The sequence below is a fragment of the Prevotella veroralis DSM 19559 = JCM 6290 genome (genome assembly GCF_000377625.1).
GTDB lineage: Bacteria > Bacteroidota > Bacteroidia > Bacteroidales > Bacteroidaceae > Prevotella > Prevotella veroralis.
Map to the genome: position 1 here is coordinate 1 of NZ_KB898337.1, position 15,720 is coordinate 15,720.

The 15,720-nt window shown below is 39.3% G+C and carries 28 protein-coding genes; 8 read left to right on the forward strand and 20 right to left on the reverse strand.

Annotated features, from left to right (window positions below; genetic code table 11):
- From D464_RS0110370 to D464_RS0110405, 8 genes are all read left to right on the forward strand, one after another.
- Positions 1-276, forward strand: a 276-nt coding sequence (locus tag D464_RS0110370) for a transposase (protein ID WP_018911342.1), incomplete at its 5' end; no start/stop codon positions are given.
- Positions 277-383: 107 nt separating this feature from the next.
- Positions 384-581 (forward strand): hypothetical protein, encoded by a 198-nt coding sequence (locus tag D464_RS13675; RefSeq protein ID WP_024985871.1) that lies wholly within the window; start codon positions 384-386, stop codon positions 579-581.
- A gap of 577 nt (positions 582-1,158) precedes the next feature.
- Positions 1,159-2,481, forward strand: coding sequence for a radical SAM/SPASM domain-containing protein (locus D464_RS0110380; RefSeq protein ID WP_018911343.1), 1,323 nt, complete (start codon positions 1,159-1,161; stop codon positions 2,479-2,481).
- Between the two features lie 33 nt (positions 2,482-2,514).
- Entirely contained in the window at positions 2,515-2,715 is a 201-nt protein-coding gene (locus D464_RS0110385) for a hypothetical protein (RefSeq protein ID WP_018911344.1), read from the forward strand.
- 14 nt (positions 2,716-2,729) lie between these two features.
- On the forward strand, positions 2,730-3,071 hold the full coding sequence (locus D464_RS0110390) for a hypothetical protein (RefSeq protein WP_018911345.1): 342 nt from the start codon (positions 2,730-2,732) through the stop codon (positions 3,069-3,071).
- Positions 3,072-3,211: 140 nt separating this feature from the next.
- Positions 3,212-3,889, forward strand: a complete 678-nt coding sequence (locus D464_RS0110395) for a hypothetical protein (protein WP_018911346.1) — start codon at positions 3,212-3,214, stop codon at positions 3,887-3,889.
- Positions 3,890-4,346: 457 nt separating this feature from the next.
- On the forward strand, positions 4,347-5,012 hold the full coding sequence (locus D464_RS0110400; RefSeq protein WP_018911347.1) for a hypothetical protein: 666 nt from the start codon (positions 4,347-4,349) through the stop codon (positions 5,010-5,012).
- Positions 5,013-5,022: 10 nt separating this feature from the next.
- Complete coding sequence (locus D464_RS0110405) at positions 5,023-5,541, forward strand: hypothetical protein (RefSeq protein ID WP_018911348.1); 519 nt, start codon at positions 5,023-5,025, stop codon at positions 5,539-5,541.
- Between the two features lie 81 nt (positions 5,542-5,622).
- Here the strand turns inward: D464_RS0110405 and rplQ are convergent, their stop codons facing one another.
- The 20 genes from rplQ to rpsQ all read right to left on the reverse strand — a co-directional run bounded on the left by rplQ (position 5,623) and on the right by rpsQ (position 15,718).
- Complete coding sequence (gene rplQ / locus D464_RS0110410; protein WP_018911349.1) at positions 5,623-6,105, reverse strand: 50S ribosomal protein L17; 483 nt, start codon at positions 6,103-6,105, stop codon at positions 5,623-5,625.
- Positions 6,106-6,163: 58 nt separating this feature from the next.
- Complete coding sequence (locus tag D464_RS0110415) at positions 6,164-7,162, reverse strand: DNA-directed RNA polymerase subunit alpha (protein ID WP_004383889.1); 999 nt, start codon at positions 7,160-7,162, stop codon at positions 6,164-6,166.
- Between the two features lie 13 nt (positions 7,163-7,175).
- Entirely contained in the window at positions 7,176-7,784 is a 609-nt protein-coding gene (gene rpsD / locus D464_RS0110420) for a 30S ribosomal protein S4 (RefSeq protein ID WP_004361630.1), read from the reverse strand.
- A gap of 37 nt (positions 7,785-7,821) precedes the next feature.
- Positions 7,822-8,211 (reverse strand): 30S ribosomal protein S11, encoded by a 390-nt coding sequence (gene rpsK / locus D464_RS0110425; RefSeq protein ID WP_007368862.1) that lies wholly within the window; start codon positions 8,209-8,211, stop codon positions 7,822-7,824.
- A gap of 20 nt (positions 8,212-8,231) precedes the next feature.
- Positions 8,232-8,612 carry a 30S ribosomal protein S13 gene (rpsM, locus tag D464_RS0110430; protein ID WP_004361628.1) on the reverse strand — a complete coding sequence of 127 codons (381 nt, stop codon included), beginning with the start codon at positions 8,610-8,612 and terminating at the stop codon, positions 8,232-8,234.
- A 98-nt stretch (positions 8,613-8,710) separates the two neighbouring features.
- Positions 8,711-8,827: a 50S ribosomal protein L36 gene (rpmJ, locus tag D464_RS0110435; RefSeq protein ID WP_004352823.1), complete on the reverse strand. Its 117-nt coding sequence runs from the start codon at positions 8,825-8,827 to the stop codon at positions 8,711-8,713.
- A gap of 13 nt (positions 8,828-8,840) precedes the next feature.
- On the reverse strand, positions 8,841-9,059 hold the full coding sequence (gene infA, locus D464_RS0110440; RefSeq protein WP_004352768.1) for a translation initiation factor IF-1: 219 nt from the start codon (positions 9,057-9,059) through the stop codon (positions 8,841-8,843).
- A 7-nt stretch (positions 9,060-9,066) separates the two neighbouring features.
- Complete coding sequence (gene map / locus D464_RS0110445; protein ID WP_018911350.1) at positions 9,067-9,867, reverse strand: type I methionyl aminopeptidase; 801 nt, start codon at positions 9,865-9,867, stop codon at positions 9,067-9,069.
- Between the two features lie 16 nt (positions 9,868-9,883).
- Entirely contained in the window at positions 9,884-11,224 is a 1,341-nt protein-coding gene (gene secY / locus D464_RS0110450) for a preprotein translocase subunit SecY (protein ID WP_018911351.1), read from the reverse strand.
- A 4-nt stretch (positions 11,225-11,228) separates the two neighbouring features.
- Complete coding sequence (rplO, locus tag D464_RS0110455; RefSeq protein WP_018911352.1) at positions 11,229-11,675, reverse strand: 50S ribosomal protein L15; 447 nt, start codon at positions 11,673-11,675, stop codon at positions 11,229-11,231.
- 26 nt (positions 11,676-11,701) lie between these two features.
- Positions 11,702-11,878: a 50S ribosomal protein L30 gene (gene rpmD / locus D464_RS0110460; RefSeq protein WP_004383894.1), complete on the reverse strand. Its 177-nt coding sequence runs from the start codon at positions 11,876-11,878 to the stop codon at positions 11,702-11,704.
- 18 nt (positions 11,879-11,896) lie between these two features.
- Positions 11,897-12,409, reverse strand: coding sequence for a 30S ribosomal protein S5 (gene rpsE / locus D464_RS0110465; RefSeq protein WP_018911353.1), 513 nt, complete (start codon positions 12,407-12,409; stop codon positions 11,897-11,899).
- A 6-nt stretch (positions 12,410-12,415) separates the two neighbouring features.
- A complete protein-coding gene (gene rplR, locus D464_RS0110470) occupies positions 12,416-12,760 on the reverse strand; it encodes a 50S ribosomal protein L18 (protein ID WP_018911354.1) in 345 nt (114 codons plus the stop codon).
- A 21-nt stretch (positions 12,761-12,781) separates the two neighbouring features.
- Entirely contained in the window at positions 12,782-13,348 is a 567-nt protein-coding gene (gene rplF, locus D464_RS0110475) for a 50S ribosomal protein L6 (RefSeq protein ID WP_004383895.1), read from the reverse strand.
- A gap of 14 nt (positions 13,349-13,362) precedes the next feature.
- Positions 13,363-13,758: a 30S ribosomal protein S8 gene (rpsH, locus tag D464_RS0110480; RefSeq protein ID WP_004361620.1), complete on the reverse strand. Its 396-nt coding sequence runs from the start codon at positions 13,756-13,758 to the stop codon at positions 13,363-13,365.
- Between the two features lie 125 nt (positions 13,759-13,883).
- The gene (gene rpsN, locus D464_RS0110485) at positions 13,884-14,186 is read right to left on the reverse strand and encodes a 30S ribosomal protein S14 (protein WP_004361619.1); all 303 of its coding nucleotides are present in this window, start codon (positions 14,184-14,186) and stop codon (positions 13,884-13,886) included.
- A gap of 5 nt (positions 14,187-14,191) precedes the next feature.
- Positions 14,192-14,746: a 50S ribosomal protein L5 gene (gene rplE / locus D464_RS0110490; RefSeq protein ID WP_004383896.1), complete on the reverse strand. Its 555-nt coding sequence runs from the start codon at positions 14,744-14,746 to the stop codon at positions 14,192-14,194.
- Complete coding sequence (rplX, locus tag D464_RS0110495; protein ID WP_004383897.1) at positions 14,746-15,063, reverse strand: 50S ribosomal protein L24; 318 nt, start codon at positions 15,061-15,063, stop codon at positions 14,746-14,748. The genes rplE and rplX overlap by 1 nt, the downstream gene beginning before the upstream one ends.
- A gap of 20 nt (positions 15,064-15,083) precedes the next feature.
- A complete protein-coding gene (gene rplN / locus D464_RS0110500) occupies positions 15,084-15,449 on the reverse strand; it encodes a 50S ribosomal protein L14 (protein ID WP_004352833.1) in 366 nt (121 codons plus the stop codon).
- Positions 15,450-15,451: 2 nt separating this feature from the next.
- Positions 15,452-15,718: a 30S ribosomal protein S17 gene (rpsQ, locus tag D464_RS0110505; protein WP_004361615.1), complete on the reverse strand. Its 267-nt coding sequence runs from the start codon at positions 15,716-15,718 to the stop codon at positions 15,452-15,454.
- Positions 15,719-15,720 lie beyond the last annotated feature (2 nt).

A 15,720-nucleotide genomic window follows, 5' to 3' on the forward strand; every position in this document is an offset into this window, starting at 1 on the left:
GTTGACGGAATACAGCTTATAACCAAATTGAAAAGTAACATGAAAGGATGTTTAATGAGTGTTTCAGACAGACTTTTACTCAGAAAAAGAGCCATTATAGAAACGGTGAATGATGAACTTAAGAACATTGCACAAGTAGAGCACTCCAGACATAGATGCTTTGACAATTTCATCGTCAACTTATTAGGAGCCATTGCCGCCTATTGTCTGTTTCCAAAGAAGCCTTGTATTAATAATGTACAAAGGACTATGGACACACAGCTTGCATTGTTCTGAATTCGTCGAACTCACGTTAATTTAAATCATCAAACTTATGATCAGAGGTTATATAAATTTCAGATGCAATGACTGCAACAACACTTTCCATGCAATAAATATTGAGTATGGAACAACTGCTATGTCAGTTTCAATGCCCTGTCCAAACTGTAACAGCCGCCACACTTATCCACCTAACTGGCATATTCTCGGCTTTTATCCTTTGGGCAACAACCGTGAGATTTATAAAAGAATCTGGGAAAGGATGGACAAAGAGGACAGCAAGTGTGATAGCCAATAGCTTAAAATGTGATAGCTTCCATTAGCTAAAACAGTAAACAAACTTTCTACTGAACATATTTTACCAAGCAAATATATCGTAATTATATTCTTTAGAGTAGTATCAATATATACTTTTCATTGTGTTTTATTTACTTTATTTCATTATTATTTTGCTATTTCCAATAAATTCCCTACATTTGTGCCATGTTTGGTGGGCGCTTTACAAACCACTCACCATTCATTGCACAAAACTTGCAAACGAGGTTATTCGACCCGGTTAAATCTGGAAAATTCAACTAAGGAGTCGTCATTAATCGAGTTTAGGCAGGTTCTGTGCCCCTATCGTATATGGGGGCATGGACTGTCTTTACTTTATTTTGACTCCAAGGTGTTTTCCAGAACCGAACCGGATAAATAAAGATAAAGCGGGCCGTGTCCCCTTTCTTCTTTTATCCTCTCTGCATCATTACTAACATTTTAATACTTTTAAATTATGGAAATTAACTATCGAGTTGAGAAAAAAGAAGACAAAAGATTGTTTTTTGGCTGCTTTGCAAGATGTTGTAAAAGAGTAAATGCGGGAGCACAGGGTATTCTGTAAATTTCTTCAAACAACAAACTATGGAGAAAAGAAAAAACATAAGCCCACTAAAGGTTTATAGTTTTCATGAACAATTACACATAGAGCCTATTTTAGGGCTCTATGTGATAGTTTCACCTCTTACTGCTAATTGGATTATACTTGAGAGTGATGAACAATTAAACTTTTTCAAACTCTTACAAACCAACAACCTCGAGACAGCCTTAAAGGCTTTTAAAGGTAAGCAAGAGAATGCACATAGTGTAATAGTCCAAATAGAGGCTAAGCAGTTTGAGAAGAAAGATGTAAAACCTGCAAACTATGGTGGGGTTATGCAATTTCATTTAACCAACGCATGCAACATGAAGTGCCCTCACTGTTATATGTATGCTGGAAAGAAGAAAGAAAAGGAGTTAACTACAGAAGAAATCTATAAAGTAATAGATCAATTTAAAGAAAGTGGAGGTGAGCAAATAACATTTACAGGAGGAGAGGTTTGTATGAGGACAGATCTTCTTGATATCATCAAACACACGCATAGTTCAGGACTAAATATAGAAGTTCTGACCAACGGAACTTTATGGAAAGAAGAAGACATTAAAGCTGTTAGTCCATATCTATCACGTGTTCAGATAAGTATTGATGGAGTTTCCGAGGAAGAAAACTCTAAAATCAGGGGTAAAGGCAACTTCGAAAAGGCACTCAATACTGTTGATACATTTCTATCTTACGGTGTGCCAACAGATATTGGTATCACCCCTTGGTTTGATCAAACTTTAAAAAATAAGATACAAGGGTATGCAACCTTTGGGAAGGAACTTATAGAAAAATATAAAGATAAGCCATTCGGAATCCGTTTCACAACAAGTCTATTAGATGGTAGAGATATAAAATTTTCTTCAGAAGAAAAACAAGAGTATGAGACTATTACAGAATCCATATATAAATCTTGTATGGGTGAGGACGTTTTAGACTTAGCTTTCATTGATTTTCATGCACACTTTTTGTTAGAAGATAATTGTGAATTTGGCAACCTGACTATAGAATCAAACGGAAACATATATTTCTGTCCTTCATTATCTATGCTCCCTACTTCTTTGAATATAAGGAGAAATTCTTTTGAAGAGATACTTTCTCTCTCAAAAGAAGCAAGTAGAATTTCATGCGTAGATAACTTGATACCTTGCAGAAACTGCGAATTACGATACATCTGTGGTGGAGGATGCAGAATACAATATTTTAAAGATTTCCAGCAAGAGGAAGCTTTCAAGATAGTCAATCATCCACGCAGAAAATGTACAGCAGAATATAAACAGAGTATATACAAGCAAATGATAAGAACAAACGAGGCTCTATTTCAATAATAGAGTTATTATTAATAATAAAAATAAACAACTATGGGAAAAATTAAAGGAATGGAATACTCAGACACAAGGTATAATGAGTATGACGAGAAAGAGTACTTTATTGATGATTGGGATGATTGGTTTACTGCAGAAGAGGTGTATGATAGAAAGAAGGAAATTAAATATTGGAATGAGGATTACACCAATGAAGTGAGTGAAAATAATGGTGAAGGTTTGGACTGGAGTGACTAATAAAAAAATATATCATGCCTAATAAAAATACTTTTTTACAATGTGCAATCAAAGATATAGACCATAAAGAACATTTTTGGTTTATTGACACGTACTCAACACCTGAAGTAATAGTAGAACATTTATTCAATAATAGTAATAAAGATGTCAGCACAGATGAACTTACAAAGACTAACTACGATGCAAAAGAAGAAAAAAACTTTACTATCGTCTTTCACTCTATATCACTAAATTGCTTGTGCGCATGGATATCCTGTCCATTAAGCGAAGAGCACCAAACTACACAGGAAATAATTAACCTTTTGAGAAAAAAAGTTAGTGATAAAAAAATAGAAGTGTATATAACACGAACATAATATATTTCCTTTTATATCATAAGTTAGCGTATGGCATAAAGGGAAATAATACTTTTATACGAATAGAAACATTACATTATAATAACCCACATCATTTTATTATACGAATAATATGATATTTATTGCTTTAAACAGCTATTATGGAACAAAATAACAATTATATTACAACAATTGATCAAGCAAAAAATCTAATAGAAAATCTACAAAGTTCGACAGATTATATCGGTCAACAAATTCTCTCTGCCCAATTGCAAGTTCTGACACAGATATCATCACCAGAACTGGTGACAAGTACTTTTGATATAATGCTTACAAATATCAAAGAGGTTCTATCCTCTTCTGAATCAGAATCATTTAAAGAGGTCTTTCGTAAAAATAGTATTTTACTTATACAAAACTATATCTTCTTTATGAAAGCAAAAATAGTCTTCATTCGTTCAGCTTTAGAGAAAGAAAATGAATATCTTACGAGAGAGAAGTTTGCCTTAATGAGAGATGTAACAAAAGGATTAGGCAAGTGTATTGAAGGAACCTTAGCAATGGTAGGGGAAAAACATGTAGGAACTATCAAAATAGATATTTCTGAGATATCCAAGTATATAGAAGAAAAAGGGATTATAGATCGTTTTTTTGACTGGCTCAACAGAAAAGAAATACAAGAACAGAATTGCAAAAAGAGTAGAGCTTTACAACATGAATTTAATAAAACAATGGGTAAACTCCCCATTAAATTATATAATTATCATAAATTCATTGGTAACAGTACAATAATTGCAGGAATAATAACAAGTTATAAAAAAGAAATATTTGACGAGTGAGATCCCTATAAGGCTACAAGAGAGGGCAAAGTAAGAAGTGTTTATTCCAATCTTAAAAAAGGCTTTACAGAAATATTACCTATCAACTTTGGAGCAACAATATTTATATACATACTTATTTTAATTATACCTGGATTACTTTGGTGTATATGGAAAATATTTGGAGGAAATGTAGAAATTTTTGAAAGCTGGTTAAGTTGGGAAATTAGCAAAGCATCTATATATGCAATAATTTATTTAGTTAGTAGCAGCATTCTAATCATATTTAAAATAATTGGAGATTATTTCCTAAAATATAAACCTCTCGCAGCTGAACATAATAAAATTAAGAAAGAAGTACAAGAAAAATATAAAAAGCTCTATAATGCATTCGGAGCAGAACTTGAGACTTTGTAAGATGAATATCAACATTTAGCAAAAGACCTCACCTTTCAATGATACCGATTTAAGGAACAGAATGAAGAAAACAATAAAACGCAAAATCAATAAGATAGAGTCTTTACTTCTGACCTATTACGAGAACCCACAATTAATAACATGTGACGAGAAGATGGAAACTCTCATCTTTAATCGTCGAATGCTCCTTAACCAACTATTCAAGCCAACAGATGAAAACTATCGGCTATTAAAGGAATTCAACGAAACACTTAAAGAAGCAGTAATAAAAAAATATCAACAAAGCAGAGAGTTGTATTACAATACAAAGAAAATGTTGGCAGATAGCGGGAGTAGTTTGCAGTTTGAGGGCGTAGAGTGTAAAATCTTCTTAGGGAAAGACAGACAATACTCGAAAAGTAATCCTTTTCAAGGAGAAAAATCAGAAATGATATGGGAGATTCTCAATGATGAAGGTTATAACGACATCTATTGCAAATATGGTTGCTGTATGAGTTTTGACGGATATCATGGAGAGGAAGACGACAAGAGTGAAATGGAACTCATGGGAATGCAAGATGCTGATGATTGTTGGAATGAAGGGTTAGACCGAGAATGGAGTTACGACTTACACCTTCATCAGCACTTTCACAACCTATACGACCATACAAGTTTCAGTATCTTCGATTTCATTTATGTTAGGGACTTCTACACAGAGTTTGAACTAAAATTTCATCAGAATACTTAAACAAGAATAAATGGAAAGAAAAGAGTTATGCATAATCTCCGACTCAGACATCCCAGCAGGCTCTGGAGGTATCAACGGAGAAGGCTATACATACGGACAATTACGCCATCAACCCATTATCACAGAGATATTACAACGTATCACCCACCCTATTGCACGCCAAATGGCAGAGGGCTGTAATGAACGTAACCGTAAAGATGGATTTACAATGTACAAGGTAGATGGTGAATACTGCTTTGAAGGACTACGAGTAGGACCGAAAGTAAAAATCCCTTCTAAAGAAGAATTGTTGGCTCTATTAGGATATCAACCAATCAACACAGCCAATATCCGGAACATCACATATACCCTCATACGCGAAGAATTAGCTCGGTTATACGGAACATCTGTACAAGAAGCTGCAGACATCATTGGCAACCAACTTGACTGTGCCCCACACGAAGACATCTCTGGCTATATCTTTATGGTACCTAACTGGGCACATAAATGGTTTCGTCACAATGGCTATGTAGCAAGAATGCTAAAGTAGAAAGCTTAATCTACAACAAAAAAAACTCCCGATACATTAAGTACCGGGAGTTTTCTATTATAGAGATAAAATCTATTCGGATTATTCAGCCTTTGCTTCTTCAGCAACGTTCTCAGCAGCCTCTGCAGGTGCATCAGCCTTCTTTGTAGAACGACGACTACGACGAGTCTTCTTAGCATCAGCCTTTGGAGTCTTAGCCATATTCTCGTTGTAGTCAACAAGCTCAATAAATGCAATCTGAGCAGCGTCACCCTGACGGGTACCGAGCTTGATAACGCGTGTATAACCGCCTGGACGATCACCTACCTTTACTGAAATCTCCTTAAAGAGCTCAGTAACTGCCTCCTTGTTCTGAAGATAACGGAAAACAACACGACGTGAATTGGTTGTATCGTTCTTAGAACGTGTGATCAGCGGCTCAACATACTTCTTAAGAGCCTTTGCCTTAGCAAGAGTCGTAGTGATTCTTTTGTGCTGAATCAAAGCAACTGCCAGGTTTGAAAGCAACGCAGCGCGATGGTCAGCAGTACGACCCAAATGGTTAAATTTCTTATTATGTCTCATTTTGTTTTTAACTTGTTGTGGATAAACCCGTCAACTTGTCTTTAGACAAACTCGTCAACTATTCTTTATCCAATTTATACTTTGTAATGTCGGTTCCAAACGACAGATTCAGACTCTCGAGCAAATCATCAAGCTCAGAAAGCGATTTCTTACCAAAGTTACGGAACTTAAGAAGATCCGTCTTGTTGTACTGTACGAGGTCGCCTAATGTCTCTACATCAGCTGCCTTCAAGCAGTTGAGTGCACGAACACTCAAGTTGAGACTTGCGTCTGTCAACTTGGTCTTCAAGAGCTGGCGCATGTGCAGAACCTCCTCATCAAACTCCTGGTTGCCCTCCTGATCTGGATTCTCGAGAGTAATCTTCTCATCAGAGAACAACATGAAGTGATAAATAAGAATCTTCGCAGCCTCTTTCAGTGCATCCTTTGGGTGGATGGAACCATCGGTCGTAACTTCAACAACCAATTTGTCATAGTCGGTCTTTTGCTCAACACGATATGGCTCAACGGCATATTTTACGTTACGGATTGGGGTGTAGATGGAATCGATTGGGAGTACGTTTACATCAGTGCAGAATTCACGATTTTCCTCAGCAGGAACGTAACCACGTCCCTTATTGATGGTCAAATCAATCTGCATAGAAGCCTTGGAGTCTAAATGACAAATCACCAAATCAGGGTTTAACACTTCAAATCCAGTCAGATACTTACCGATATCACCTGCTTTGAATTCGGTGGAATTCTCTACGGTGATACTAACTTTCTCATTCTCGAATTCTTCTACTACTTGCTTGAATCGAACTTGCTTGAGATTCAAGATGATGTTGGTAACATCTTCCTTTACACCAGGAACTGAAGAGAACTCATGCTCAACACCAGCTATACGGATGGTGTTGATTGCAAAGCCTTCCAGCGATGAAAGGAGGATGCGGCGAAGAGCGTTACCAATGGTAACACCAAAGCCAGGCTCAAGAGGACGGAATTCGAACTTGCCGAAATGGTCATTGGCCTCCAGCATCACTACTTTATCAGGTTTTTGAAATGCTAATATCGCCATTAATTTAATGATTTTATTGTTTAGAGTACAACTCAACGATTAACTGCTCCTTAATATTCTCAGGGATGTCAGCACGGTCTGGACGATGAAGGAACTTACCGCACTTAGCGTTATCATCCCACTCAAGCCATGGGTACTTGCTGTGGTTGAAGCCAGCCAAAGCTGCCTCAATAACCTCAAGTGACTTAGCCTTCTCGCGAACGCCAACCACGTCACCAGCCTTTACCTGATATGAAGCAATATTTACGACATTACCGTTAACAACAATGTGCTTGTGGCTAACGAGCTGACGAGCAGCTGCACGAGTAGGAGCGATACCAAGACGGAACACTACATTGTCCAGACGGCTCTCAAGGCTCTGAAGAAGAACCTCACCAGTAATACCCTCTGCCTTAGCAGCCTTATCGAACAGATTACGGAACTGACGCTCCAAAACGCCATAAGTGTATTTAGCTTTCTGCTTCTCTGCAAGCTGAGCACCATACTCAGAAACCTTGCGACGACGGTTATTACCATGCTGCCCTGGAGGGAAGTTTCTCTTAGCTAATACCTTATCTGCGCCGAAAATTGGTTCACCGAAACGGCGTGCGATTCGTGATTTTGGACCTATGTATCTTGCCATAATTAATATGAATTCTTTTAATTGTTATAAGATGTGATTATACACGACGACGCTTTGGAGGACGGCAACCGTTGTGTGGTAATGGAGTAACGTCAACGATTTCAGTTACCTGAATACCTGCTGCGTTCACCGCACGGATAGCGCTCTCACGACCGTTACCTGGACCCTTAACGTATGCCTTAACCTTACGAAGACCGAGATCGAAAGCTACCTTTGAGCAATCTTCTGCTGCCATCTGAGCAGCGTAAGGAGTATTCTTCTTTGATCCACGGAATCCCATCTTACCAGCCGAAGACCAAGAGATAACCTGCCCCTCGTTGTTAGCCAAAGATACAATGATGTTATTAAATGAGCTGTGCACGTGGAGCTGTCCCAACGCATCAACTCTTACATTTCTTTTCTTAGATGTTGCTGATTTCTTTGCCATAATTAATTTCCTCCTTAGAATTACTTAGTAGCCTTCTTCTTATTAGCAACAGTCTTCTTCTTTCCCTTACGGGTACGAGCATTGTTCTTAGTACTCTGACCGCGAACAGGAAGACCATTACGATGTCTAACACCACGATAGCAACCTATATCCATGAGGCGCTTGATGTTCATCTGGATCTCAGAACGGAGATCACCTTCAACTTTGAATTCAGCACCGATAATTTCACGGATCTTGGCTGCCTGATCATCAGACCACTCGCTGACCTTCAGGTCACGGCTAATACCAGCCTTATCCAATATCTTTGCTGAACTACTTCGACCAATACCATAGATATAGGTCAATGCGATTTCGCCACGCTTATTCTGGGGCAAATCTACTCCAACAATTCTTATTGCCATTGTTTGATAATTAAATAAATAAATGTCATTTAGCGCTAAAAAGCATGCAAAGGTAAGCATAAATTACGAGAAGACTTACCTCTTTACGCTTTTTTAACTTAACCCTGACGCATTTTGAACTTAGGGTTTTTCTTGTTGATAACGAACAGACGACCCTTACGACGTACGATCTTACAGTCGGCTGTACGCTTCTTTAATGATGCTCTTGTCTTCATATCTCTATGTTGTTTATTTATATCTGAAAACGATTCGACCTTTAGTCAGATCGTATGGACTCATCTCAACCTTGACCTTATCACCAGGAAGAATCTTGATGTAGTGCATTCTCATCTTACCGGAAATATGAGCGGTGATATCAACACCATTCTCTAATTCCACTCGAAACATCGCATTCGAAAGTGCTTCGAGAATTGTCCCGTCCTGCTCTATTGCAGTTTGCTTTGCCATATACTAATTAAAAATTTTGTCCTTCTAAATGTTCAACTTCCTCAAAAGAAGATAAAATATCAGCCTTACCAGCTCTAATCGCAATTGTGTGCTCAAAATGAGCTGCTGGGCGACGGTCACGTGTAACAATACTCCAACGATCAGGTAATAATCCGATTTCTCGTTTACCCATAGTAACCATCGGCTCTATAGCAATACACATTCCTGCCTTGAGTAACACTCCACTTCCCCGCTTACCATAATTAGGAACTGATGGTTCCTCATGCATCTCACGTCCAATACCATGTCCCGTTAATTCACGAACAATACCATAACCTTGTACCTGGCAATAATCCTGAATAACTTGACCAATATCACCTACGTGATGTCCTGCTTGTGCTACCTCAATACCCTTATAAAGGGATTCCTTCGTTGTCCGAAGCAATTTTTTGACTTCTTCACTAACTTCTCCAACACAAAAAGTATAACAACTATCTCCGTTGAAACCATTTAGTAAAGTCCCACAATCAATAGAAATGATGTCTCCATCCTTCAAAACAACATCCTCACTTGGTACACCATGTACAACAACATCATTGACTGATGCACAGATACTACATGGAAAAGGAGGTCCATAATAACTTGGAAAACCTTTGAATGTAGGTATAGCACCATTATCACGGATAAACTCTTCAGCTATTTTATCTAACTGCAGAGTTGTAACACCAGGCTTAACATGACGACCAACTTCTACTAGTGTTTTACCAACCAGCAAGTTAGCCTCACGCATGAGTTCAATTTCATCTTCAGTCTTTAGAAATATACTCATTTCTTAAGATAAAGATTTAATAGGCTGCAACACCACCATTGCCACGTGTATGTCCAGAATTGAGAAGTCCATCATAGTGACGCATCATTAAGTGTGACTCAATCTGCTGGAGCGTATCAATAACAACACCAACAAGAATCAACAATGAAGTACCACCAAAGAACTGTCCAAATGCATCCTGAACATTCAAGAAACCCACCAAAGCTGGCATAACTGCAATGAAAGCAATAAATAAAGATCCTGGTCCTGTAATACGTGACATAACAGAATCTATATAATCAGCGGTATCTTTACCAGGCTTTACACCTGGAATAAATCCGTTGTTACGCTTCATATCCTCAGCCATCTGAGTTGGATTCAAAGTAATGGCAGTATAGAAGTAGGTGAACAAAATAATAAGAACCACATAAACCAAGTTATATGCTAAGCTCTTCGTATTCATCAGAGACTGAAGCACAGAACTTGTGTTATCTGTAGAATACTGTACAATTGCCAAAGGAATGAACATTAACGCCTGCGCAAAAATAATTGGCATTACGTTAGCAGCGAACAGCTTCAATGGAATATACTGACGAGCCCCACCATATTGTTTATTTCCGACAACACGCTTAGCATACTGCACGGGAACCTTACGTGTACCTTGCACAAGAAGAATAGATGCACAAACAACAGCATAAAGGATGATGAGTTCAACAATGAACATAACAAGACCACCACTCGTAATCGCTGTAAAACGACTACTTACTTCTTGGATGAAAGCTTGTGGCAGACGTGCAATGATACCAATCATAATGATTAGAGAGATACCATTTCCGACACCCTTATCCGTAATACGCTCACCTAGCCATAAAATGAACATTGATCCTGCAGCTAAAATAATAGTTGCAGGAATCATAAATGTAGCCCAATCAACACCTGTAGCAAGTGCTCCAGAGGCCTGCATCTTTAAGTTCATCAGGTAAGACGGTGCCTGAAACAATAGAATAACTACCGTCAGGACACGCGTATACCAATTAATCTTCTTATGACCACTCTCGCCTTCACGCTGCATCTTTTGGAAATAAGGAACAGCAACAGCAAGGAGCTGCATAACAATAGAAGCTGAGATATATGGCATTATTCCTAATGCGAAGATTGACGCATGGGAGAATGCACCACCGGAGAACATATCCAAAAGCGACATAAGACCGCCAGCTGTCTGCGACTGCAATTTCTCTAATAAGGCTGGATTGATACCTGGGAGTACTACAAACGAGCCGAATCGATAAATAGCTGTAAACAGAATCGTTATTAGAAGTCTCTGACGTAGGTCTTCAACTTTCCAACAGTTCTTCAGTGTCTCAATAAACTTTTTCATTAACTTAGATTATAGTTGTGTTACCACCCACTGCCTTAATAGCTTCTTCAGCAGTCTTAGAGAAAGCATTTGCTGAAACTTCCAACTTAGCCTTCAACTCACCATTACCAAGAACCTTAACAAGTTCCTTTCCATTGGTGAGACCAGCAGCTTTAAGCTCCTCTACACCAATCTTAGTAAGGTTGTTCTGCTCTGCAAGAGCCTGAAGAGTTGAAAGATTTACAGCGAAATATTCCTTGTGGTTGATATTCTTGAAACCAGCCTTCGGTACACGACGCTGGAGAGGCATCTGACCACCCTCAAAGCCAATCTTCTTTTTATAACCAGAACGTGACTTCGCACCCTTGTGACCACGAGTAGAAGTACCACCGAGTCCAGAACCTGGACCACGACCAATACGACGACGTGAATGTGTAGAGCCAACAGCTGGTTTCAAATTATTTAATTTCATAATTACTGTTTTCTTTAAAAGATTACTTAATCAATTACTGATACCAGATGATGAACCTTACGAATCATACCACGGCAGCTTGGAGTGTCCTCAACCTCAATAACCTGAGAAATCTTACGAAGCCCCAAAGCACGTAAAGTCTCTTTCTGGTCTTTAGGAGCACCAATCTGGCTCTTAATCTGCTTAATCTTAATTGTTGCCATAATTAAATACCTCCTAAATTAACCGTTAAACACTTTATCCATACTGATACCACGCTCACCAGCAACTGTATATGCGTCACGCATATCAGCGAGGGCAGCAATAGTAGCTTTCACAAGGTTATGTGGGTTAGAAGAACCCTTTGACTTTGCAATCACGTCAGTAACACCTGCGCTCTCAAGAACAGCACGCATAGCACCACCGGCCTTCAAACCAGTACCGGCTGCAGCTGGCTTAAGGAGAACATGAGCACCGCTAAAGCGAGCCTCTGCCTCATGAGGAACAGTACCTTTCAAAACAGGAACCTTAACAAGATTCTTCTTTGCTGAGTCTGTACCCTTCTGGATAGCAGCAGTAACCTCACCAGCCTTACCAAGACCCCAGCCAATAACGCCCTTACCGTCACCTACAACGACGATAGCTGCGAATGTGAAAGTACGACCACCCTTTGTAACTTTTGTTACACGGTTGATAGCAACCAAGCGATCTTTCAGTTCTACGTCACTATTTACTTTTACTCTATTCATTGCCATAATCGTTTAGAATTTAAGTCCTCCCTCACGTGCAGCATCAGCCAAAGCCTGTACACGTCCGTGATAGAGATAACCGTTACGGTCAAAAACAACCTGCTCTACGCCAGCAGCCTTAGCATGCTCAGCAACGAGTGCACCTACCTTCTTAGCCTGATCAATCTTAGCCATCTTCTCAAGACCAAGTGAAGAAGCAGAAGTGAGGGTTGTTCCTGTCAGATCGTTAATAACCTGTGCATAAATCTGCTTATTACTGCGGAAAACGCTTAAACGTGGGCGATCTGCAGTACCATTCACACTCTTACGAATGCGGAACTTTATCTTAATTCTTCTTTGTTCTTTCTTTGTTGTCATAATCGTAATGATGTATAAAAGTTACTTAGCTGCAGCTGTCTTACCAGACTTTCTGCGAATAACCTCACCCTGGAACAGGACACCCTTACCCTTGTAAGGCTCAGGCTTACGGAAAGAACGAATCTTTGCACAGATGAGACCAAGCAGTTGCTTGTCAGCTGATTCAAGAGTGATGATTGGATTTTGGTTACGCTCACTCTTTGTCTCAACCTTAACTTCAGAAGGAAGCTGAATAAAGATTGGGTGAGTATAACCAAGAGAGAACTCTACCAAGTTGCCCTGGTTAGAAACACGATAACCTACACCAACGAGCTCCAATGTCTTCTTGTAACCTTCGCTTACACCAACAACCATATTGTTGACAAGTGAACGATAAAGACCATGGAAAGCTTGCTTCTGCTTGTAGTTTACTGGGCTATTCTCATCAATTTCGAATGTTACCTGACCATCCTCAATGATAGTCTTAATAGAAGAATCAACCTTCTGAGAGAGTTCACCTTTAGGACCCTTTACCGTAACAACACCACCATTGAGAGATACTGTAACACCAGCAGGAACACTAATTGGCAATTTTCCTATTCTTGACATATTCAATCCTCCAATTAATAAACATAGCAAAGAACCTCACCACCGATCTTCTCAGCAGCAGCCTCTTTGTCTGTCATTACACCTTTAGACGTGGAAAGAATCGCAATTCCAAGTCCGTTAATTACTCTCGGCATGTCTTTGTAACCAGTATACTGGCGTAGACCTGGGGTAGAAACACGCTTCAATTTCTTGATAGCACTCTGCTTTGTTACAGGGTCGTACTTCAATGCGACCTTGATTGAACCTTGGGGACCATCCTCGATGAACTTGTAGTTCAAGATGTAACCCTTCTCGAAGAGAATCTTTGTAATAGACTTCTTCAAGTTAGACGCAGGAACCTCAACAACACGGTGATGAGCCATGATTGCATTTCTGAGTCTTGTCAGATAATCTGCTATTGGATCTGTCATAAAATATAAATGTTTAATTAATCGGGACTACCCCGACAATATTAAAAAATCGCTTGAAAGCGGATAATGAGCTGCAAAGATACAAAATCTTTTTCACAATTCACTATCCGCATCGATATATTTGTTTACCAGCTTGCCTTCTTTACTCCTGGAATGAGTCCCTGAGATGCCATCTCGCGGAACTGAATACGAGAGAGGCCGAACTGACGAATGTACCCCTTTGGACGTCCTGTAATCTTACAACGATTGTGCAGACGAATAGGATTAGCATTCTTTGGAATAGACTGCAACTTACGAGCAGCCTCATAAGCCTCTTCAGGATCATTTGAAGTAGCGATAATCTTTTTCAGAGCTGCGCGTTTCTCAGCATAACGAGCTACAAGCTTTGCACGCTTTACCTCGCGAGCTTTCATTGATTCTTTTGCCATATCAATTAATCGTTTTTAGCATTCTTGAATGGAAGTCCGAAGCCCTTCAGCAAAGCATATCCTTCTTCATCAGTCTTAGCAGATGTTACGAAGGTGATGTTCATACCCTGGATACGGTCAACCTGATCGATATTAATCTCTGGGAAAATAATCTGCTCGGTGATACCGAGAGTATAATTTCCACGACCATCGAACTTGCTCTCGATACCCTTGAAGTCACGGATACGTGGCAAAGATACGCGAACGAGTTTCTCGAGGAACTCATACATACGCTCACGACGCAGAGTTACCATTACGCCGATAGGCATCTTCTTACGCAATTTGAAGTTTGCAATATCCTTCTTAGAATAAGTTGCAACAGCCTTCTGACCTGTAATAGAAGAAATCTCGTTAACAGCAACCTCAATAAGCTTCTTATCCTGAGTTGCATCACCAAGACCTTGATTGATAACAATCTTCTTCAAAACAGGCACCTGCATAGCTGAAGAATAGTTGAACTGCTTCTGCAAAGCAGGAACAATCTGCTCCTTATACTGTTTCTTTAACTGAGCTGTATTCATTACTTAATTTCCTCCCCTGACTTTTTAGCGATACGCTTAACAGTCTTGCCTTCACGCTCAATCTTGATACGTGTAGCCTTACCGCTCTTCGGATCGATGAGACTTAAATTTGAGATATGAATTGCAGCCTCCTGCTTAATGATACCACCCTGTGGGTTAGCAGCAGAAGGTTTTGTGCTTTTAGAAACCATATTCAAGCCCTCTACAATAGCACGCTCCTTATCTGCGATGACCTTAAGCACCTTTCCAGTCTTGCCCTTATCTGCACCAGCAAGAACAATGACCTGATCGTCTTTCTTTATATGGAATTTTGCCATTTTATTATTCTATTTAATAATTAAAGAACCTCAGGTGCCAAAGAAACGACTTTCATGTTCACTGCACGCAGCTCACGAGCAACAGGACCGAAGATACGGCTACCACGAATTTCGCCTGCGTTGTTCAGCAATACACATGCATTATCATCGAAGCGGATGTATGAACCATCAGCACGACGAATCTCCTTCTTTGTGCGAACGATCAAAGCCTTTGATACTGCACCCTTTTTCAATTCACTTGATGGGATGACGTTTTGTACAGCAACTACGATAACGTCACCAACACTTGCGTAACGACGACCAGTACCACCAAGTACACGAATGCACTTAGCTTCACGAGCACCGCTGTTATCACATACTGTAAGTTTTGATTCTGTCTGTATCATAATTACTTAGCTTTTTCTACAATTTGAACTAATCTCCATCTCTTTGTCTTAGAAAGAGGACGAGTCTCCATAATGAGTACTGTATCACCTACATTTGCCTCATTCTTCTCGTCATGAGCATGGTATTTCTTTGTCTTCTGGACAAACTTACCATAAATAGGGTGCTTCTCTTTGAACTTAGCTGCAATAACGATGGTTTTATCCATTTTGTTGCTGATAACGACACCCTGTCTTACTTTTCTTAAATTTCTTGTTTCCATCTGGACCATTG